This is a genomic window from Caulobacter sp. BE264, from assembly GCF_031457805.1.
In the GTDB taxonomy this organism is placed as follows: domain Bacteria; phylum Pseudomonadota; class Alphaproteobacteria; order Caulobacterales; family Caulobacteraceae; genus Caulobacter.
On the sequence record NZ_JAVDXI010000004.1, the window covers coordinates 164839 to 184042 of the forward strand.

Below are 19204 nucleotides of genomic sequence, written 5' to 3' on the forward strand. Positions count from 1 at the left end.
CGAGCTTGACCTATGCCGCATTAGCCCCCTCAGTCGCTCCGCGACAGCTCCCCCGCAACGCGGGGGAGCATCTTAGTCAACTCCGCCAAACCCCTTCAGGAACCCCGCCACCTCACCGGCCGGCATCGGCTTGCCGAAGTGGTAGCCCTGGATCTGGTCGCAGCCATAACTGGCCAAGGCTTGCAGCTGTTCGGCGTCCTCGACGCCCTCGGCCACCACCTTCATGCCCATGGACGTGCCTAGAGTGATGACGGCCTTCACGATCGCCTCGTCCTCGCCGTTCTGGACGAAGGACTTGTCGATCTTCAGGCGGTCGATCGGGAACTGACGCAGGTTGGCCAGGCTGGCGTAGCCGGTGCCGAAATCGTCCAGAGCGATCATCACGCCCGCCTCGTGCAGGCGGCGCACCGTGTCGCTGACCAGGTCCGATCCCCAGCCCATATAGACGTTCTCGGTCACCTCGATGGTCAGCCGCTCGCAAGGCACGTTCCAGCGGGCGAGGCGCTCCTGGATCTCCTCGGCCAGACGTCCCGAGCGGAACTGGGCCGAGCTGATGTTGACGGCGACGCGCCCGAACTCGACCCCTTCGTCCAGCCAGGCCCGCATCTGCTTCAACGCCGCCTCGAAGGCCACGTCGCCCAGCTTCAGTGAAAGGTCCTGATCCTCGAACGCCGCCATGAAACGCGCCGGGGTCAGCACGCCCTGCTCGGGATGCGCCCAACGCATCAGAGCTTCGAAACCGGCGACCCGGTTCTCACGAATGTCGACCACGGGCTGGTAGTAGAGGGTGAATTCGTTCTCGGTGAGGGCGGCGCGGACGTCGCGCAGCAGTTCCAGGCGCTGCTCCACCTCGGACCGCATCGACGGTTCAAAGACAATGCTGCGGTTTCGTCCCGCCTCCTTGGCCCGATAGAGGGCGATGTCGGCGTTCTTGATCATGTGGGCCGGATCGGCGTCCGGATCGCCGTGCAGGGCCGCGCCGATGCTGGCGCTGGCGGTGAAACTGCGCCCGCCGTGCTGGATCGGACGCCGCAACAGGTCCTGCAGCGCCTCGATCGGCCGGATCATGTCGCTCTCGCTGTGCAGCCCCCGCAGGATCACCGCGAACTCGTCGCCGCCCAGGCGCGCCACCGTGTCGCCGGCGCGGAAGGCGTGCTGCAGCATGCCCGCCAGGCGCTTGAGCAAAGCATCGCCGGCGTCGTGGCCCAGGGTGTCGTTGATGTCCTTGAAGTGATCGACGTCGATCATAATCAGGCCGAACATCTCGCCTAGCGTCTCTGACGCCGACACCGCTTCCTGGAAGCGGTGCTGGAAAAGGGTCCGATTGGGCAGGCCGGTCAGCGGATCCTTGAAGGCCAGGGTCTCGATCGCCTCGGTCTGGCGACGGCGATCGGTGATGTCCTTGAACAGGTTGACCAGCTTTTCGGGCTGGCCGTCCTGGCCGACGAACACCTTGCCGACCGAACGCACCCAGGTCTCGACGCCGTCGTCGCGCTTGAGCTTGAACTCGAAGACCTTCGCCTCGCCCACCTTGCGGCTAGCGACCAGATCGGCGCAGCGCTGGTGGTCCTCGGGGTGAACGATCTCGAGCGGGTCGTCCTTGAACGTGCAGTACTTCTGCAGCTCGGGCGCGTGGCCCGAAAAGAAGGTCTGCCGGGTGCGCAGGTCGTATTCGCGGACCAGCAGATCATCGAGCTCCAGCGCCATGGTCAGGCGCTGGCGATCACGCTCGGCGCGCAGAACGCTTTCGGCGTAGCCGGTGACGTCGCGGGCGGTGACCATCACCGCATAGGTCTCCTCGCCGTCGCGGCAGGCGCTGAACTCGGTGCGCCAGACCCGCTCGACCCCCGCCTCGTCCGTCACCGGCAGATAGCGCGAGAAGGCCAGCCCCTCCTCGGCGCAGGCCTGCAGGGCGGCCGCGTCTTCAGACGCCACGAGGCCACCGGCGGTCGCATCGGCGCCAATCAAGAGCCCCGGCGCGATGCCTTGTCCCGCCCAATCACGGCTCACCGCGATCAGTGTCAGGTCACGATCCAGCAACGCCGCAGCGAAGGGAATTTCTCTGATGAACTCGCCGAACGCACGCGCACGCGCCCTCCCCAGGGCGCGGTTACCGTCTTCGACCTTCACGTCTCGTCGGACAGCCAAGGCTTCAATCTTCATAAAGTCGGATTCCCGACGTTGTTTTTATTGGGCGTTTCCCGAGCGGCATAATTCCGTTCGTTCAATAAGAAATGGTTTTCGCCGGGGTAACCGAATGTCGCGGGGACGGCATGGCGCAAGCTGGCCACAGCCTCAGAAATGCGCGCGCTCTGGCGAGTGGATCAGAATTCCTGAGCCAATACGGGAGGAAGCCGCATTGACAAGCGGCCGCCAGACTTCGAAAACGCGCCCGCCGAACTCCGCCCGCTCTCAACCGAGTTTTCGATGACCTACATCGTCACCGACGCCTGCGTCCGCTGCAAGTTCATGGACTGCGTGGAGGTGTGTCCGGTCGATTGCTTCTACGAGGGCGAGAACTTCCTCGTCATCAATCCGGACGAATGCATCGACTGCGGCGTCTGCGAACCGGAGTGCCCGGTCGACGCGATCAAGCCCGACACCGAGGACGAGGCCGACGGCAAGTGGCTGAAGATCAACGCCGACTACGCCAAGGTCTGGCCGAACATCACGGTCAAGGGCGAGCCGCCCGCCGACCGCGAGGATTTCGAGCGCGAGACGGGCAAGTACGAGAAGTACTTCAGCGAAAAGCCCGGCAAGGGCTCCTGATCTCAACGCGATTTCTCAAGCCCCGAGCCTGACCGCCGCGCGAAAGCTTGACGGCGTCTCTCCGCGCGCTCGGACGCAACCCTTTCAAGGGGCTTAATTTTATGCTATTGTCTTCGACGACGTGACAGCCGCGCTCGTTCGCGACGGTCCGTCTTGTCGAAGAAGCCGTTTCAGAAAACCCATTTGAAGCGGCCCGCCCGATCGAAGGCGAAGGGTGTCTTAGAGGTCTATTCCAAATCCTGACAGGCATAGCCCCGCGTCCCGTATTCCGCGGAGTGGGAACCTGTCGCTTTTGGTTTGGGAATGACGGCGTTCGGACCCCGCGGGTCCGTATTGAAGAGGACGAACATGAGCAAGACTGGTCTGGAATTCTCGGTCGGCGATCACGTCGTTTATCCCGCGCACGGCGTGGGCAGCATTCAGGCGATCGAGACCCAGGAAGTGGCCGGCATGTCGCTCGAGGTTTACGTCATCACCTTCGACCACGAAAAAATGACCCTGCGCGTCCCGACCAAGAAGGCCAAGACGGCCGGTCTGCGTCCGCTGGCCGAAGGCGGCACGGTCAGCCAGGCCCTGACCACCCTGAAGGGCCGCGCCCGCGTGAAGCGCACCATGTGGTCGCGCCGCGCCCAGGAATACGAAGCCAAGATCAACTCGGGCGACCTGATCTCGATCGCCGAAGTGGTCCGCGACCTGCACCGCGCCGAGAACCAGCCGGAACAGTCCTACTCGGAGCGTCAGCTGTATGAGTCGGCCCTGGACCGCATGGCCCGCGAAGTCGCCGCCATCGAGCGCATCGACCGCGAAGCCGCCATCGGCATCCTGACCAAGTCGCTGGTCAAGGCCGCTTAAGGCTAGGCTCTACCGAAGACATCGAAGACGCCCTCCGCTGAGCGGGGGGCGTTTTTGTTTGGACTGACCTCAGCTCGCCACCGAACGCTGCGCCCCCGCCACCGCCTGGATCAGCTGGGCGGCGGTGATCGGCTTGCGCACCAGACCGTCAAAGATGTCGGACAGCTGGAAGTCCATGTCGGCTGAGAAGGCCAGGATCGGCGCGCCCTGGTTGGGGCCCGGCTCGGCGCGGATGGCGCGGGTGGCGTCCAGCCCGTCCAGCACGGGCATGCGGATATCCATCAGGATCAGGTCGAAGGCCTGTTCGCGCGCAGCCTCGACCGCCTGCTGACCATCGCGCGCCTCGACCACCTCGGCGTCGAACACCCCGAGGATCGCCCGCGTCATCTCGCGATTGAGCGCGTTGTCATCAGCCAGCAGGATGCGTCCGCCAGAGCGCACCGGCTCGAACAAGGGCCCTGGCTCCGGGCCGGCCTCTTCATCCCGCAACGGCGCCGAGGCGGGAATCGCAAACCAGAAGGTGCTGCCTTCGCCCGGCTTGCTGCTGGCGCCGATCCGACCGCCCATGGCCTCGACCAGCCCTTTGCTGATGACAAGACCCAGGCCCGAGCCCCCGCGCGAACGGGCGCGCGAGGACTCGATCTGGGAGAAGCGCTTGAAGAGGTGCGCCTGATCGGCCGGATCGATGCCGATGCCGGTGTCCTTGACGGCCACGAACAGCTCTTCCAGCTCGCCGCGCCAGATCACCTCGACCGTGATTGAGCCGCTGTCAGTGTAGCGGATGGCGTTGCCGATCAGGTTGATCAGCACCTGCCGCACGCGGTCGGGATCGATCATCAAGACGCGTGGCGGCGGATCAACCATGCGCACGCCGATCTGAAGGCTCTTCTCGGCCGCGTGCAGGGCGAACATCCGGACCGTGTCGTCCACGAGCGGCGCCAGGGCGCAGGGCGCCAGCTGCGCCTGCACCTGCCCCGTTTCCAGCTTCGACATCTCCAGGACGTCGTTGATGACCGACAGCAGCGCCTTGCCCGCCGTGGAGATCCGCCCGACATAGTCGCGCGCCTGTTCCGGCAGATCATCGAGTCCTTCGACCAGGGCGGCGAACCCGATCACCGCCGTGAGCGGCGTCCGCAGTTCGTGGCTCATGTTGGCCAGGAAGGCGGACCGGGCCTCCAGCGCCTGCTCGGCCCTTGCCTGCTCGGCGGCCAACTCGTCGCGGGCTTGTTTGTACACGGTGATGTCCCGGATGACGCCTTCGATCCGCCCCGCAGTCCGGTTGATAACAGGGCGGCCCTGCAGCCAGACCCAGTGGCCGTCCTTGTGCAGGGCGCGCGCCTCGAGAACGGGCGGCAGGCCCTCGGGATCGGCCAGGGCCTCGCCGAACGCGCGCACCAGCTCGGGCAGATCGTCGGGATGGGTGAGCTTTGCGGCCTTGCGCCCCAGCAGCTCGCCCTCGGCATAGCCCAGCACCGGTTCGACGGCCGCGCTGACAAAAAGGATGTTTCCGCGCCGGTCCACCTCGATGACGATATCGCGGGTGGCCTTGGCCAGATCCTGGAACCGCGACTCGGTCTTGGCCAAGCTCTGTTGGGCGGCGACCAGGTCTGTCACGTCGACTGTGGTCCCAGACATCGCGACCGGAGAACCAGCTTCATTGAGATCGAACTCGAAACTGCCGACGATGTGCCGTACCCGGCCATCAAGCGTGACAATACGGTCCATCCGGTTTCGCGAGGGTTGGCGGCGCTCCAGGTGCTGGGCGACCCACGCACGCGCGCTGGGGCGATCATCAGGATGGAAGCGACTGAGGACGGCGCCGAGCGAAACTGGCTCGTCATCCGACCAGCCATAAATCTCGCGAAAACGGGGCGAGAGGTAGACCTCGTTCGTCAGAAGGTCGACGCGCCAGTATGCGACCTCCGCCACACGCTCCGCAAGCATCGCTCGCTGTTGGGCTGCTCGCGATTGCCGCGCCTCGTCCTCAAGCCTCATTCGCTCGCTGATATCGCGCGTCACCGCGATAACCTCATAAGGAACGTCGGCGTCATCCCTCAGAAGAGTCAGGTGACTTTCCAGCCACCTGTGTTCCCCTCCCTTGGCGCGAGCACGGAACCTCAGGCTGCAATCCGCCGCGCCGCCGCGCATCATGAGATAGGCGTCAGTGATTTTTTGGACGTCGTCGGGATGGTAGAACGCCTGAAAACCCGCCTCGAGGATCTCCGCAGCCGTCCAACCTATGACGCGCTCGACTGCAGGAGAAACATAATGGTCAGCCCCCGACAGGCTGTGACGGCTGATTACGTCACCCGCCTTCTCCGTCAGAAGACGAAAAAAGGCCTCACTCGCCTTCAAGGCGTCCATATCATGCGAGAACGGCGTCGACATAATCCGTTCATCGCGCCGAATTCCTCAACAACATCACTAGACTTTATAATTGCGACAATGTGCCGCGGATCCGAGGCAGACAAAGGATCGAATACCTCATTTTATTCACGCGATATATTTGCCCTGGAGTGAGATTGAACGTGATTGCCCCGCCGGCTTGAAGCGGGCTAGCTCAAGCTTGATTGAGGGCGAGGGCAAGGCATCATGACACGATTGACCTCAACGCCGGGCGAGACTCTCGCCGCAGGCGGCCGCGTCACGCGTTTTCTCGCCTCCGCGCCGCCCTGGCTGTTCGCGCTTTACGGAGGCTTGGCGTCGTTCGCGGTCTATTTCGCCATGTTCGGCTACCGCAAGCCGTTCACGGCCGCCGCGTACGCGCAGCCGGACGGCTGGCCGTTCGCCTTCGACTTCAAGATCGCCCTCGTGATCGCCCAGGTCGCCGGCTACGCCACCGCCAAGTTCATCGGCGTCAAGGTGATCTCCGAGATGCCCGCCGGCCGGCGCGCTGCGACGATCCTGACCCTGATCTTCGGCGCCGAGATGGCGCTGCTGCTGTTTGGAACCCTGCCCACGGTGATCGCGCCGATGGCGATGTACCTCAACGGCCTGTGCCTGGGCATGATCTGGGGCCTGGTGTTCGGCTTCCTGGAGGGGCGACGCCTGACCGAGGTGTTGGGCGCGATGCTGTGCGCCAGCTTCATCCTGTCGTCGGGCGTGGCCAAGTCCGTCGGCAAGATGCTTCTGCTGGCGGGCGTCGGCGAGACCTGGATGCCGTTCGTCTCGGGCCTGATCTTCGCGCCGCTGATGCTGGTGGCGGTGCTGGCTCTGGCGCAACTGCCCCCACCGACTCCCGCCGACGAGGCCGAGCGGGTCAAGCGCGCCCCGATGAACGCCAAGGACCGCGCGGCCCTGTTCGCCGCCCACGCTCCCGCCCTGATCCTGCTGATCGCGGTCTATATGGTCCTGACGGCCCTGCGCGATTTCCGCGACAACTTCTCGGCCGAGATCTGGGCCGAGCTGGGCTTCAAGAACGCCGCCGCGATCTTCACCCTGTCCGAGCTGCCCGTCGCGGCGATCGTGCTGATCGGCTTGGCCGCCCTGATGGGGGTCAAGGACAACCGCCGGGCGGTGGCGTTCAATCTCGGCTTCGTCGCCCTGGGCTTTGCGCTGCTGGGCGCCTCGACCCTGGCCTTCCAGATGCAGCTCCTGGGCCCGGTCTGGTGGATGGTGCTGGCCGGAGCGGGCCTCTACATGGGCTACACGCCGTTCAACGCCATGCTGTTCGACCGCATGATCGCCGCCACGGGCAAGATCGGCACCGCAGGCTTCCTGATCTATGTCGCCGACTCGTTCGGCTATATCGGCAGCATTTCGCTGCTGCTGGTGAAGTCGTTCGCCAAGCTCGACATCGCCTGGGCCCAGTTCCTGGCCAATGGCGCGTACCTGGCCTGCGGCCTTGGCCTGATCGGGGTGTTTTTCGCCAACCGCCTGCTCAAGACGCTCTAACGCGGACCGTCAGCTCCGTGCGGGTCATGCCTTGAGGCGGCCACGCTCCGAGGCCAGACTGTATTGGCCGGGGCCCCTTTTGGAGTGAACGCCATGCGTATCCTGACCGTATCCGCCGCGCTCTGCGCGTTGCTGGTCGCCGGGCCGAGCCAGGCGGCGGAACCCAAAGCCGAACGCGCCTGCTTCCGCGCCTCGGACGTCAACGGCTTCAACGTCGTCGACGATCGCACCGTCGACGTCTCGGTCAGCCCCCGCAACGTCTATCGTCTGACCCTGTTCGCCCCATCGCCCGACATCGACTGGACGATGAATCTGGGCATCCAGGCGCGGGGCGGATCGTGGGTGTGCGCCGGGATGGACGCCACGATCATCGTGCCCAGCGATTTCGGCGCGCCCCAGCGCTATCCGGTCACCCAGATACGCAAGCTGACGCCCGAGGGGATCCAGGCCAGGCGCGGCAAGCGCTGACCATGTGACCCCCACAAAAAAACATCGCCAACGCGGAACTTGAGTCATCCGTTCCGGTCGAGCCTGCGTATAAAGGGCATGTATGCGACAGGACATGCAGAAACTCGAACTCGTGGCGGCGCACGCGTGAACGCTGCTCAGTGCGACGGCGGCGCGTTGATTACGCGGATCGCGCAGACGCAGGACCGCGCCGCGTTCGCCGAGTTGTTCGCGCACTACGCCCCCCGGGTGAAGACCCTTCTGGTGCGCAGCGGCTCCACCCCGTCCGCAGCCGAGGAGCTGGCCCAGGAGGTCATGCTCGCCGTCTGGCGCAAGGCCCACTATTTCGATCCTAAGCGCGCCTCGGCGGCGGCCTGGATCTTCACCATCGCCCGCAACCTGCGCATCGACAGCCTGCGGCGCGGCTCCTCAGCTCTTTATGCCGTGGACCTCAATCTTGGCGCTGAAGAGCCCCCTCAACCCGATGCGATCCTCAGCGGCATGCAGGACGCCCAGATCGTCCGCTCCGCGATGCAGACCCTCAATCCCGACCAGTCCCAAGCAATCGAAATGGCTTTCTTCCAGGAACAGACCCACAGTCAGATTTCGGAGGCCTTGGGCGTGCCGCTCGGTACGGTCAAGGCGCGTATCCGCTTTGGCATGATGAAACTGCGCGCGTTTATCGAGCGCGAGGCGGGGGCCGCGTCGTGAGCCTGCGTCGTCAACCCAGTGAAGAGCGCCTGCTGGCCTTTGGCGCCGGCACCCTGAGCGCGCCCGAGGCCGTGGTTGTGGCCACGCACCTGGCGCTGCGTCCGCAGACCCGCGCCTGGGCCGATCTGGCCCAAGCCGTCGGCGGCGGCGTGCTGGAGGATCAGGAGCCCAGCGCCCTGGACGCTGGCGCGCTGGACAAGACCCTGGCCCTCTTGGATGCGCCCGCGCCCCGGGAACCGACGGTGCGCCTGGACAAGACCGACCCCACCCTGCCCGCCCCGCTGCGCGGCTTCGAGCTGGGCCCCTGGCGCTGGCTGGGTCCCGGCGTGCGGGTGCGCGACGTGCTGGGCCCGCGCGACGGCGACTGCCGCGTCATCTTGCTGAAGATCGCGCCGGGCCAGTCCACGCCGCGCCACACCCATGGCGGCGTCGAGCTGACCTGCGTGATCGAGGGCGCCTACGAGACCGAGGACGGCGTGTTCGGCGAAGGCGACTTCGAGGAGGCCGATCCCAGCGTGCTGCACCAGCCGCGCGTGGTCTCCAGCAAGCCGTGCCTGTGCGTGGCGGCCTTGGACGGCCAGATCCAGCTGCCGGGTCGTCTGGGCAAGCTGCTCGCGCCTTTCGTCAAGCTCTAGAACGTTTTCGACATGGCTGGCGCCCTGCGTCTGGTGCTGGGCGACCAGCTGTCCGACAACCTTTCGGCCCTGGCGGACGCTGACCTGTCGCGCGACCAGGTGCTGATGGTCGAGAGCCGGGTCGAAGCCACCGCCTGGAAGCACCACAAGCAGAAGCTCGTTCTCGTCTGGTCGGCCATGCGCCAGTTCGCCGAGCGCCTGCGCGCACGTGGTTTCGACGTACGCTATGTGACGCTGGAAGACCCCGGCAACACCGGCTCGATCGGCGGCGAGCTGCGCCGCGCGCTGGAGGCCGGCGGCTTTGACCGCGTGGTCCGCACCGCCTGCGGCAAGTGGGGGTTGGAAAGCCACCTCCTCAGCCTCGACCTGCCCGTCCCGATGGAGACCCGCGAGGACGACCGCTTTCTGTGTTCGCGCGCCCAGTTCGCCGCCTGGGCCGAGGGCCGGCGCGAGCTGCGGATGGAGTTCTTCTACCGCGAGATGCGCCGCAAGACCGGCCTTCTGATGGACGGCGACCAGCCGGCGGGCGGTCGCTGGAACTTCGACGCAGAGAACCGCCGCAAGCTGCCGCCGGGCCTGCGTCCGCCCGAGCGCCTGCGCATCCCGCCCAACCCGACGACACAGGCGGTGCTGGAGCAGGTCTCGCGCGGCTTCGACGACCATTTCGGCGCGACCGAGGGCTTTGGCTGGCCGACCAATCCGGACGAGGCGACCGCGATCCTCGACCACTTCATCGCCGACATGCTGCCCAGCTTCGGCGACTGGCAGGACGCGATGAGCTGGCGGCGGCCGTTCCTGTGGCACTCGCTGATCTCGCCGGCTCTGAATATCGGCCTCTTGGACCCGCTCGACATCTGCCGCCGCGCCGAGGCCGCCTGGCGCGAGGGCCGCGCGCCGCTGAACGCGGTCGAGGGCTTCATCCGCCAGATCATCGGCTGGCGCGAGTTCGTACGCGGGATCTACTGGCTGAAGATGCCCGAATACGCCCAGCGCAACGCCCTGGACGCCGAAGGCAAGCTGCCCTGGTTCTACTGGACCGGCCAGACCGACATGGCCTGCGTGGCCGACACCGTCCGCGCGGCCCATGACTACGCATACGCCCACCACATCCAGCGGCTGATGGTGACCGGGAACCTCGCCATGCTGCTGGGCGTGCATCCCGACGCGGTGGACGACTGGTACATGGTGGTGTTCGCCGACGCCTATGAGTGGGTCGAGATGCCCAACACCCGCGGCATGGCCACCTTCGCCGACGGCGGCATTGTCGGCTCCAAGCCCTATGCGGCCAGCGGGGCCTATATCGACCGCATGAGCGACTACTGCAAAGGCTGTCGCTACGACGTGAAGAAGCGGCTCGGCGACGACGCCTGCCCGTTCAACGCCCTCTACTGGGACTTCATCGATCGTCACGCCAAGCGGCTGGCGGGCAACGGCCGGATGATGATGCCGCTGCGGACCCTGGAGAAGACGCCCGACGCCGAGCGTGAGGCGTTCCGTAAGCAGGCCAAGGCGCTGCGCGCGAAGATGGGCGTGACGGGGTAGACGCTAAGGCGCCGGAAAACCCGCCCCCGCCCGCGCCTCGACCTGGCGGGCGCTGACCGGCTCGCCGCATTCGGAGCACACCTGCACGGGGTGGAAGTCGCAGCCGCAGGCCTTGTGCCGGCGCAGCACCGGCGGCCCCTCGGCGCCGGCGTAGTGGGTGTCGCCGAAGTGGGCGATGGCCATCACCACCGGGTGCAGGTCGAGCCCCTTCTCGGTGAGGCGATACTCGTGACGCACGGGATTGTCCTGGTACGGAACGCGCCGCAGCACGCCCTCGTCAACCAGGGTGCGCAGGCGGTCGGTGACGATGGTGCGCGAGACGCCCAGGCGCTTCTGGAACAGCTCGAACCGCCGCACGCCTAAGAAGCAGTCGCGCAGGATCATCAGCGTCCAGCGGTCGCCGATCACGGCCAGGGCCCGCGAGATCGAGCAGGGCTGGGCGGAGAGGTCGTCCCACTTCATCGGCGGCTCACGGCGGTTCAGGTCTTCGCCATTCTGCATTTGACTCCGTACAGATTCAATACGAACTTGAGCGCCAAGACGCGGAGGAAACAGACATGACGGCGACCAAGGGCGCCTGCCTGGTGGTGGGCGTGGGCGACGGGGTGGGAAGCGCCATCGCCAAGGCCTTCGCGGCCGAAGGCTACACGGTCTGCATGACCCGCCGGCCCCGGCATCTCGATCAGCTGGAGGTCCTGGCGTCCGAGATCAGAAGCGGCGGTCACGACGCCCGCGCCTTCGGCGTCGACGCCCGCCAGGAGGCCGACATGGTCGCCCTGGTCGACCGCATCGAGGCCGAGATCGGCACGCTGGAGGTCGTGGTCTTCAACATCGGCGCGAACGTGCGCTTTGACCTGACCGACACCACCGCCCAGGTGTTCAGCAAGGTCTGGGAGATGGCCTGTTTCGCCGGGTTCCTGACCGCGCGCGAGGCGGCCCGTGTCATGACTCCGCGCGGCCGGGGCTCGATCCTGTTCACCGGCGCCAGCGCCTCGCTGCGGGGCAAGGAGGGCTTCTCCGCCTTCGCCTCGGCCAAGGCGGGCCTTCGCGCGGTGGCCCAGAGCGCAGCGCGGGAGCTCGGCCCCAAGGGCATCCACGTCGCCCATGTGGTGGTCGACGGGGCCATCGACGGCGTCTTCATCCGCGCGATGCGGGGCGAGGTCGACGACCTGCTGGACCAGGACCTGATCCTCAAGCCCGCCGACATCGCGGCCAACTACGTCCACCTGCACAACCAGCCGCGCTCGGCCTGGACGCACGAGCTTGATCTGCGCCCCTGGTCCGAGACCTGGTGAGGAGCCCCGCCATGACCGACACCCAGAAGACCGTCGACTTCATCTTCGACTTCGGCAGCCCCAACGCCTACCTGTCGTGGAAGCTGCTGCCGGACATCGCCGCGCGCCAGGGCGCCAGCGTCCGGCTGATCCCGTGCCTCCTGGGCGGCATCTTCAAGGCCACCGGCAACCAGGCTCCGATGGTCGCCTTCGGCGGGATCAAGGGGAAGATGGACTACGAGATGCTGGAGACCCGGCGCTTCATCGCCGCCCACGGCCTGACCGCCTTCCGCTTCAACCCGCACTTCCCGGTCAACACCCTGCTCTTGATGCGCGGCATGATCGCCGCCCAGCGCATGGGCGTCGGCGAGATCTATCTGGAGGCGATGCTGAAGGGCATGTGGGAGGACGCGCAGAAGCTGGATGATCCGGAGGTGTTCGTGGCGACCGCCAACGCCGCGGGTCTGGACGGCGCGGCGATCCTGGCGGCGACCGGCGATCCTGAGGTGAAGGCGCAGCTCGTCGCCAACACCGAGGCGGCGGTCGCGCGAGGGACGTTCGGCATCCCGACCTTCTTCGTGGGGGACGAGATCTTCTTCGGCAAGGAGCGCCTCGGGCAGGTCGAGGCGGAACTGGCGAAGGGGTAGCGGAATGCCAATCCAACCCCTACCCCAACCCGTCATCCCGCGCTTCATGCGCGGGACCCATGGTGCGGCTTCCCCGTGAGCGTCCAGGCCTGCGCTTCCCGCGCGGCGGACAGATGGGTCCCGCGCATGAAGCGCGGGATGACGGGGCGTGTTGGTTAGCTTGGAACGCCTCTCCCCAGAGAGGGAGCCATCCTTACATCTCACGGCGAGACGATCGCAGGGCCGGTCAGGTCACTCAAGGACCGCCCTCCGGGCGGTCGCGTCGCGGCGGCGGAGCCGTCCTTGACTGACCTGACCCGCCCTGCACGCTGCAGCCTCCAAGAGATGTAAGGACAGCGCCGACCTGGGGAGGTCGGGTGTCAAAGGCAGCTTCCCGCGCTATGCAAGGCGCAAGGAGACGACCGATGCATCCGATCTGGTTCTTGCAATGGTGCTGGGAGAGGGCTTGGGGGGATGAAGGCCTGTTCCCTTTGCTTGAACGAAATCAGGGCTTCATCACGCTTGTGGCTCTCTTCTTCGCACTGTGGGCCTTTATCCAGGAAAACAAGCGCGCCAACGCGGCTAAGGCGGAAGCAGAAGAAGCTGAACGCAAGCGGATTGAGTACGCGGAGGCTGCACGGGAAGAGCAGCGCTCTCGGGAAGAAGCGCAGCGTCTCCAAGCCATAGTGGACGCACGACGCGCGGATGAAGCGAGACGGCTAAACCATCTCTTGGATTTCGTTACAACAGCCAACGGAATTATGGCCGAAGTGCAGAGGGAGATCCAAATCGACAGGATGCGACTGACTGCAGAGGAGGGCGAAAACTTACTCTTCCCGAGTGAGGAGTTAAGAGCATGTGCGAACGCCGCGTCCTCTGCTCTAGACGCGATACTTCCAACAGCCCCGCCACATCCGAAAGCAGTCCTTGATGCGCGGCGTGCAGCGGATCGACTATCGCGGGTCGCGCACGTATCAGTTCGAACGGGGATGGCCGGGCTTCAAGTCGGCGAAGACTTGGACCGGGATTTGGGCGAAGCCAAAAGCAGGCTCTCGGAACATCATCGAGAAATGATGGGCCTACTGCGCCCAGAGATCCACCGCGCTTTTGAGATCCCCACCGACGAGCCCCAAATCTGAATGGAAGTGAAGAGCCCCCTCACCCCCTAGACTCCCCCGCCCCCGCCTGCTACACGCCGCGCCTCGCTCCCGGACCTCGTCCTGGGGCGTGCTCGTCGTTATCCGTTCTGGGTGATGGCGGGTTCAAATCCGTGGGAGGGACGCCAAGCCCGCACCACGGCTCACCAGTGAGGACACTATGGCTAAGAAGATCCTGGGCTACATCAAGCTCCAGGTGAAGGCTGGCTCGGCCACGCCTTCGCCCCCCATCGGCCCGGCTCTGGGTCAGCGCGGCGTCAACATCATGGGCTTCTGCAAGGAGTTCAACGCGCGCACCGAGAACGTCGAAAAGGGCACCCCCCTGCCGACCGTGATCACGGTCTACCAAGACAAGTCGTTCACCTTCATCACCAAGACGCCCCCGGCGACGCACTACCTGAAGCAGATCACCGGTCTGAAGTCGGGCGCGAAGCTGACCGGTCGTGAGACCGTCGGCCAGGTGACCCGCGCTCAGCTGCGCGAGATCGCCGAAAAGAAGATGAAGGACCTGAACGCCAACGATCTCGAGGCTGCGGCCAAGATCATCGAAGGCTCCGCCAAGGCCATGGGCCTGAAGATCGTGGAGGCCTAATCCAATGGCTAAGCAACCCAAGCGCATCAAGGCCTGGACCGGCGACCGCGACGCGGCTCACTCGGTCGAAGCCGCCATCGCCCTGGTCAAGGCCAACGCCAAGGCCAAGTTCGACGAGTCGATCGAAATCTCGGTCAACCTGGGCGTCGACCCGCGTCACGCCGACCAACAGGTCCGTGGCGTCGTGAACCTGCCCTCGGGCACCGGCCGTGACGTCCGCGTCGCCGTGTTCGCCAAGGACGCCAAGGCGGCCGAAGCCACCGCGGCCGGCGCCGAGCACGTCGGCGCTGACGACCTGTACGAAAAGATCGCCGGCGGCTTCATGGACTTCGATCGCGTCATCGCGACCCCGGACATGATGGCCCTGGTCGGTCGCCTCGGTAAGGTGCTGGGCCCGCGCGGCCTGATGCCGAACCCGAAGGTCGGCACCGTGACCCCGAACGTCGCCCAAGCCGTCAAGGACGCCAAGGGCGGCGCCGTGGAGTTCCGCGTCGAAAAGGCCGGTATCGTTCACGCCGGCATCGGCAAGGCCTCGTTCACCGACGAAGCCCTGGTTATCAACGTCAAGGCTCTGATCGAAGCCCTGAACCGCTCCAAGCCCTCGGGCGCCAAGGGCGTGTTCATCAAGCGCGTCGGCCTGTCGTCGACGATGGGTCCGGGCTTCAAGGTCGACATCGCCTCGATCGGCGCCTGAGCCACCTAGGTTTTAGTAAGCGTACCGGGACGGGCGCTGGAGCAATCCAGCGCCCGTTCTGCGTTTGGGGGGCTTGGCGGCCCTGCGTCCTTCGAGGCTCGCCTTCGGCTCACACCTCAGGATCAGGGCGGCTTTTGTGAGTCCCTCATCCTGAGGTGCGCGCTTGGGCGCGCCTCGAAGGACGCAGGGAGCGCCTCACATTGCCGCTCCGGCTAGCCGATGCTACGTTCCGTCTAGACGGAGGTTCCGATGCCCTTCCATGTTCGCGACCCCGAGACCGACGCCCTGGTGCGTGAGCTGGCTCAGAAGACCAAGCTCGGCATCACCGAGGCCGTGAAGCTGGCCGCGACCGAGGCCTTGGCCGCGCGCGAGAAAGCCCGGGCTGAGAAGCTGGCGCGGATGGAGGCTATTTGCGCCGAGTTTGACGCCCTGCCGCGTACCGGCCTGAAGGCCGACAAGGCGTTCTTCGACAGTCTCAACGACGACTGATGTTCGTTGACGCCTCAGCCTGGACGGCGATCGTTCTTCGCGAGCCTGAGCGGGCGCGGTTTCTGATCGTCCTGGCCGAGGCCGAGCTCGTTCTGACATCGCCCGTCGCGGTCTGGGAGACGGTTCGCGCAATCGTGCGCGGGACGGGCGACACGGTTCAGAACGCCAGCCTTCGCCTGGACACGCTGCTCGCCGGCGCGGACGCGCGGATCGTCGCGATCGGCGCCGAGGAGGGCCGCCTCGCCCTCGACGCCCACGCCCGCTTCGGCAAGGGCGTCCACCCCGCCAGGCTGAACATGGGCGACTGCTTTTCCTACGCCTGCGCCAGGGTTCATGGCGTGCCGCTGCTCTACAAGGGCGAGGATTTCGCCCTGACCGACATCGAGGCCGCCTGATGCCCGACACCCTCCTCGACGTCGCCGTGATCGGCAGCGGGCCCGCCGGGCTGATGGCGGCCGAGACGGTGGCGAAAGCCGGCCGGTCCGTGGCCGTGTTCGAGAAGATGCCGACCTTCGGCCGCAAGTTCCTGATGGCCGGGCGCGGCGGCCTGAACCTGACCCATTCGGAAGACTTCGAGCGCTTCGCTGAACGTTACGGCGAACGGTCCGCAACGCTGCGCCCGATGCTAGACGCCTTCACGCCCAGCGACCTCGTGGCCTGGGCCGAAGGGCTGGGCCAGGAGACCTTCGTCGGGGCCAGCGGTCGGGTGTTTCCCAAGGCGATGAAAGCCTCGCCGCTGCTGCGCGCCTGGCTGGCCCGCCTGGAAAGCCAGGGCGTGTCGCTGCGGCCGCGCTCGACCTGGAAAGGGTGGGACGCCATGGGCGCCCTGCTGATCGAGGACGCCGACGGCCGTCACGCGATCCGCGCGCGGCTGACCATCCTGGCGCTGGGCGGGGCCAGCTGGCCCAAGCTCGGCTCGGACGCCGCCTGGGCGCCGCTGCTGCGGGTGGGCGGCTCGGAGATCGCGCCGTTCCGGCCCGCCAACTGCGGCTTCGACGTCGCCTGGAGCGAGGTCTTCCGTGACCGCTTCGCCGGAGAGCCGCTGAAGAACATCGCCTTGCGCCTGGGCGAGGCGCGCGCGCGTGGCGACGCGGTCATCGCCCGCTACGGTCTGGAAGGCGGCGCGATCTACGCTCTGGGAGGGGCGGCGCGCGACGCGGCCCTGGGGCGCGGCGCGACTCTGACCGTGGACCTTCGGCCCGACATTCCCGTCGAGACCCTGGAGCGTCGACTCCACGCGCCGCGCGGCGGCCAGACCCTGGCCAACTTCCTGCGCAAGGCGGTCAAGCTGTCGCCGGTCGAGGTCAATCTGCTGCGCGAGGCCCATGGCCTGGACCTGCCCGTAGAGCCCGCCGCCCTGGCCGCCGCGATCAAGGCCGCGCCGCTGCGCCTGACCGGAGTCCAGCCGCTGGACCGCGCGATCTCCTCAGCCGGCGGCGTGCGCTTTGAGAGCCTGGACGGCCTGACGCTGAAGGCGCGTCCCGACGTGCTGCTGGCCGGCGAGATGCTGGACTGGGAGGCCCCCACCGGCGGCTACCTGCTGCAGGCCTGCTTCGCCACCGGCGTCGCCGCCGGCCGGACGGCGCTGGAGCGGCTGGGCTAGAGCCGGACATCGCGCGGACTCTTCCCGGTCCAGCGCTTGAAGGCGCGGGAGAAGGCGGCGGGTTCGGAGAAGCCGACGAGGTAGGCGGTCTCATTGACCGAGGCCTTGGCGCCCGAAAGATAGCGCAGCGCCATGCGGTGGCGCAGGTCGTCCAGCACGGTCTTATAGGTGGCGCCTTCGGCCTTCAGCTTGCGAAACAGGGTCTGGCGGCTGAAGCCCAGGGCGCGGGCGACCGAGTCGGCGCTGATCTCGCCGGTATGCAGCAGCGGCAGCAGCTCGGCCTCGACCCGGCCGCGGACGGTCCTCTGGTCCTCAAGCTCGCGCAACAGGTCATCAGCCCGCTCAACGAGGACTCCGAACACGTAGCGCGGCTGCAGCGCCACGGGCCAGGTGGCGATGCGGGGATCAAGCCGCATGGCGTTCCATCCGCTGGAGAAGGTCACCGGGCACTGGAAAATGCGGTCGTACTCTGCGCGCCAGGCCGGCGCCGGATGGGTGAACTGTACTTCCAGCACGTGCGGCTCGGGCAGGAAGCGACGCGGACCGCAGACCAGCCGGGCGAAGGCCCCTTCGGTCAGCTCCGGGAAGCTGTTCGGATCCCTGCGGGTGTCGACCGCCCAGAGGTGACCGTCGCGGACAGTCAGCACAAAGCGTGGTCCGTCGCTGAGTCCCTCGGTCTCCAGGGTTAGCCGACCGAAACGCTGCATCTGGGCGAAGGCGTCGCCCATGGTGGCCGAGGCGTTCATGATCAGCCCGACGATCGAGATTTCCGCCAGATCGACCGCCTCGCCGAAATGCAGCGCCAGCGCCGGATCGTCGCAAAGCTCCTGAGCCGCGCGCATCAGCGCCATATAGGTCGCGAGCGGCAGGCGCTGATCGGGGTCCTCCAGGTCGTCGGGGACAAGGCCGGCCCGGTCCATCAGCATCGTGAAATCCGCGCCGCGCTCGACGGCGAACGCGAGCAGGCCAGCGGCGACTCCCGCTGACGTGGTCAGGTTCGACATCGTCAGGGGCCCCTCGTGTTACAAACGATCATGCGCACGACGGCCGCGATCATGGCGCGCAGCCAACCCATCGACAAGTAATGGGCCATGACAACCCGGTTCGCTTCTGTCGCCCCCATCCTGTTCGCCGTCGCCCTGCTGGCGCCCTCGATCGCTCTGGCGGAAAACCTGGAGGCCAGGCCCGGCGATCCAGCCTGGATGCACCTGGGGGCCAACGCCCTCTTGTGGGCGCACATCGCCGGCGGGGCGATCGGGATGATCACCGGCGTCATCGCCTTGGCCGCGCGCAAGGGCCAGCGCGTCCACCGCGCGGCGGGCTCGGTGTTCGTCCTGGCGATGTTCACCGCCTACGCGATCGGCGCAGGCGTGGCGCCGTTCCTTCAGACGGGGCAGCGCCCCAACTTCGTGGCCGGCGTGATGGCGCTATACCTGCTGATCAGCGGGACGATGGCGGCCCGACGGCGCGACGCCAAGGCCGGCGCGGCCGAGGTCATCGGCCTGATCATCGCCCTGTCGATCACCGCCGCCGGCGTGACCTTCATGCGGATGGGCGCGGCCAGTCCTACCGGGACAGTCGATGGCTCGCCGCCGCAGGCCTTCCTGCTGTTCACGGTCGCCGGCGTCTTCGCGGCGGCGGGCGAGGCCCACGCGCTGCTGCGCAAGCAGCTGTCCCGGACCTCACGGATCGCGCGGCACCTCTGGCGGATGTGCTTTTCGCTGTTCATCGCCTCAGGGTCCTTCTTCCTGGGCCAGCAGCAGGTGTTTCCCAAGGCGCTGCAGGATTCGGCCGTGCTCTACGTCGCCGCCCTGGCGCCGCTGCCGATCCTGCTGTTCTGGCTGGGCAAGGTTTATGTCGACGAGGCGCTCCGTCGCCGTCGCGAGCGCGCAAACTAAAGTTTTTACGCAACACATCGC

Annotated in this window: 19 protein-coding genes and 1 pseudogene; 16 read left to right on the forward strand and 4 right to left on the reverse strand. The window is 66.6% G+C overall.

What is annotated here, in order from left to right:
- Nucleotides 1-72 precede the first annotated feature (72 nt).
- The gene (locus J2X45_RS11420) at nucleotides 73-2163 is read right to left on the reverse strand and encodes an EAL domain-containing protein (protein ID WP_310214724.1); all 2091 of its coding nucleotides are present in this window, start codon (nucleotides 2161-2163) and stop codon (nucleotides 73-75) included.
- Nucleotides 2164-2427: 264 nt separating this feature from the next.
- On the opposite strand from J2X45_RS11420, the gene fdxA reads away from it, so the two are divergent.
- Both fdxA and J2X45_RS11430 read left to right on the forward strand, forming a co-directional pair.
- Nucleotides 2428-2769: a ferredoxin FdxA gene (gene fdxA / locus J2X45_RS11425; protein ID WP_096052358.1), complete on the forward strand. Its 342-nt coding sequence runs from the start codon at nucleotides 2428-2430 to the stop codon at nucleotides 2767-2769.
- A gap of 348 nt (nucleotides 2770-3117) precedes the next feature.
- On the forward strand, nucleotides 3118-3621 hold the full coding sequence (locus J2X45_RS11430) for a CarD family transcriptional regulator (protein ID WP_024265581.1): 504 nt from the start codon (nucleotides 3118-3120) through the stop codon (nucleotides 3619-3621).
- A gap of 69 nt (nucleotides 3622-3690) precedes the next feature.
- Here J2X45_RS11430 and J2X45_RS11435 read toward each other — a convergent pair whose 3' ends face one another.
- A complete protein-coding gene (locus J2X45_RS11435; RefSeq protein WP_310214728.1) occupies nucleotides 3691-6009 on the reverse strand; it encodes a PAS domain S-box protein in 2319 nt (772 codons plus the stop codon).
- 204 nt (nucleotides 6010-6213) lie between these two features.
- Here J2X45_RS11435 and J2X45_RS11440 point away from each other — a divergent pair, with 204 nt between their 5' ends.
- The 5 genes from J2X45_RS11440 to J2X45_RS11460 all read left to right on the forward strand — a co-directional run bounded on the left by J2X45_RS11440 (nucleotide 6214) and on the right by J2X45_RS11460 (nucleotide 10850).
- Nucleotides 6214-7515: a DUF5690 family protein gene (locus J2X45_RS11440; protein WP_310214730.1), complete on the forward strand. Its 1302-nt coding sequence runs from the start codon at nucleotides 6214-6216 to the stop codon at nucleotides 7513-7515.
- 93 nt (nucleotides 7516-7608) lie between these two features.
- On the forward strand, nucleotides 7609-7983 hold the full coding sequence (locus J2X45_RS11445; RefSeq protein WP_310214733.1) for a DUF6491 family protein: 375 nt from the start codon (nucleotides 7609-7611) through the stop codon (nucleotides 7981-7983).
- Nucleotides 7984-8061: 78 nt separating this feature from the next.
- The gene (locus tag J2X45_RS11450; protein WP_310215295.1) at nucleotides 8062-8673 is read left to right on the forward strand and encodes a sigma-70 family RNA polymerase sigma factor; all 612 of its coding nucleotides are present in this window, start codon (nucleotides 8062-8064) and stop codon (nucleotides 8671-8673) included.
- A complete protein-coding gene (locus tag J2X45_RS11455; protein WP_310214735.1) occupies nucleotides 8670-9308 on the forward strand; it encodes a ChrR family anti-sigma-E factor in 639 nt (212 codons plus the stop codon). Before J2X45_RS11450 ends, J2X45_RS11455 begins: the two co-directional genes overlap by 4 nt.
- 12 nt (nucleotides 9309-9320) lie before the next feature.
- The gene (locus tag J2X45_RS11460; RefSeq protein ID WP_310214737.1) at nucleotides 9321-10850 is read left to right on the forward strand and encodes a cryptochrome/photolyase family protein; all 1530 of its coding nucleotides are present in this window, start codon (nucleotides 9321-9323) and stop codon (nucleotides 10848-10850) included.
- Nucleotides 10851-10853: 3 nt separating this feature from the next.
- Here J2X45_RS11460 and J2X45_RS11465 read toward each other — a convergent pair whose 3' ends face one another.
- Nucleotides 10854-11312, reverse strand: a complete 459-nt coding sequence (locus J2X45_RS11465) for a helix-turn-helix domain-containing protein (RefSeq protein WP_310215297.1) — start codon at nucleotides 11310-11312, stop codon at nucleotides 10854-10856.
- A gap of 95 nt (nucleotides 11313-11407) precedes the next feature.
- On the opposite strand from J2X45_RS11465, the gene J2X45_RS11470 reads away from it, so the two are divergent.
- The 8 genes and pseudogenes from J2X45_RS11470 to J2X45_RS11505 form a co-directional block, all read left to right on the forward strand.
- Nucleotides 11408-12145, forward strand: coding sequence for an SDR family NAD(P)-dependent oxidoreductase (locus J2X45_RS11470; protein WP_310214738.1), 738 nt, complete (start codon nucleotides 11408-11410; stop codon nucleotides 12143-12145).
- Nucleotides 12142-12771, forward strand: a complete 630-nt coding sequence (locus tag J2X45_RS11475) for a 2-hydroxychromene-2-carboxylate isomerase (protein WP_310214741.1) — start codon at nucleotides 12142-12144, stop codon at nucleotides 12769-12771. The genes J2X45_RS11470 and J2X45_RS11475 overlap by 4 nt, the downstream gene beginning before the upstream one ends.
- A 404-nt stretch (nucleotides 12772-13175) precedes the next feature.
- Nucleotides 13176-13889 carry a hypothetical protein gene (locus J2X45_RS11480; protein WP_310214744.1) on the forward strand — a complete coding sequence of 238 codons (714 nt, stop codon included), beginning with the start codon at nucleotides 13176-13178 and terminating at the stop codon, nucleotides 13887-13889.
- 178 nt (nucleotides 13890-14067) lie between these two features.
- Nucleotides 14068-14499, forward strand: a complete 432-nt coding sequence (gene rplK, locus J2X45_RS11485; RefSeq protein WP_310214747.1) for a 50S ribosomal protein L11 — start codon at nucleotides 14068-14070, stop codon at nucleotides 14497-14499.
- Between the two features lie 4 nt (nucleotides 14500-14503).
- Entirely contained in the window at nucleotides 14504-15193 is a 690-nt protein-coding gene (gene rplA / locus J2X45_RS11490) for a 50S ribosomal protein L1 (protein ID WP_310214751.1), read from the forward strand.
- 249 nt (nucleotides 15194-15442) lie between these two features.
- Nucleotides 15443-15682 (forward strand): type II toxin-antitoxin system VapB family antitoxin, encoded by a 240-nt coding sequence (locus J2X45_RS11495; protein WP_310214753.1) that lies wholly within the window; start codon nucleotides 15443-15445, stop codon nucleotides 15680-15682.
- Nucleotides 15682-16077 (forward strand): type II toxin-antitoxin system VapC family toxin, encoded by a 396-nt coding sequence (locus J2X45_RS11500; RefSeq protein ID WP_404980051.1) that lies wholly within the window; start codon nucleotides 15682-15684, stop codon nucleotides 16075-16077. Before J2X45_RS11495 ends, J2X45_RS11500 begins: the two co-directional genes overlap by 1 nt.
- Nucleotides 16058-17285, forward strand: a pseudogene (locus J2X45_RS11505) (NAD(P)/FAD-dependent oxidoreductase); the annotation flags it as partial. The gene J2X45_RS11500 and the pseudogene J2X45_RS11505, both read left to right, overlap by 20 nt.
- Here J2X45_RS11505 and J2X45_RS11510 read toward each other — a convergent pair.
- Nucleotides 17282-18289 (reverse strand): AraC family transcriptional regulator ligand-binding domain-containing protein, encoded by a 1008-nt coding sequence (locus J2X45_RS11510; protein ID WP_310214755.1) that lies wholly within the window; start codon nucleotides 18287-18289, stop codon nucleotides 17282-17284. The pseudogene J2X45_RS11505 and the gene J2X45_RS11510 overlap by 4 nt on opposite strands.
- 87 nt (nucleotides 18290-18376) lie before the next feature.
- On the opposite strand from J2X45_RS11510, the gene J2X45_RS11515 reads away from it, so the two are divergent.
- Complete coding sequence (locus J2X45_RS11515; protein WP_310214757.1) at nucleotides 18377-19183, forward strand: hypothetical protein; 807 nt, start codon at nucleotides 18377-18379, stop codon at nucleotides 19181-19183.
- Nucleotides 19184-19204: the final 21 nt, after the last annotated feature.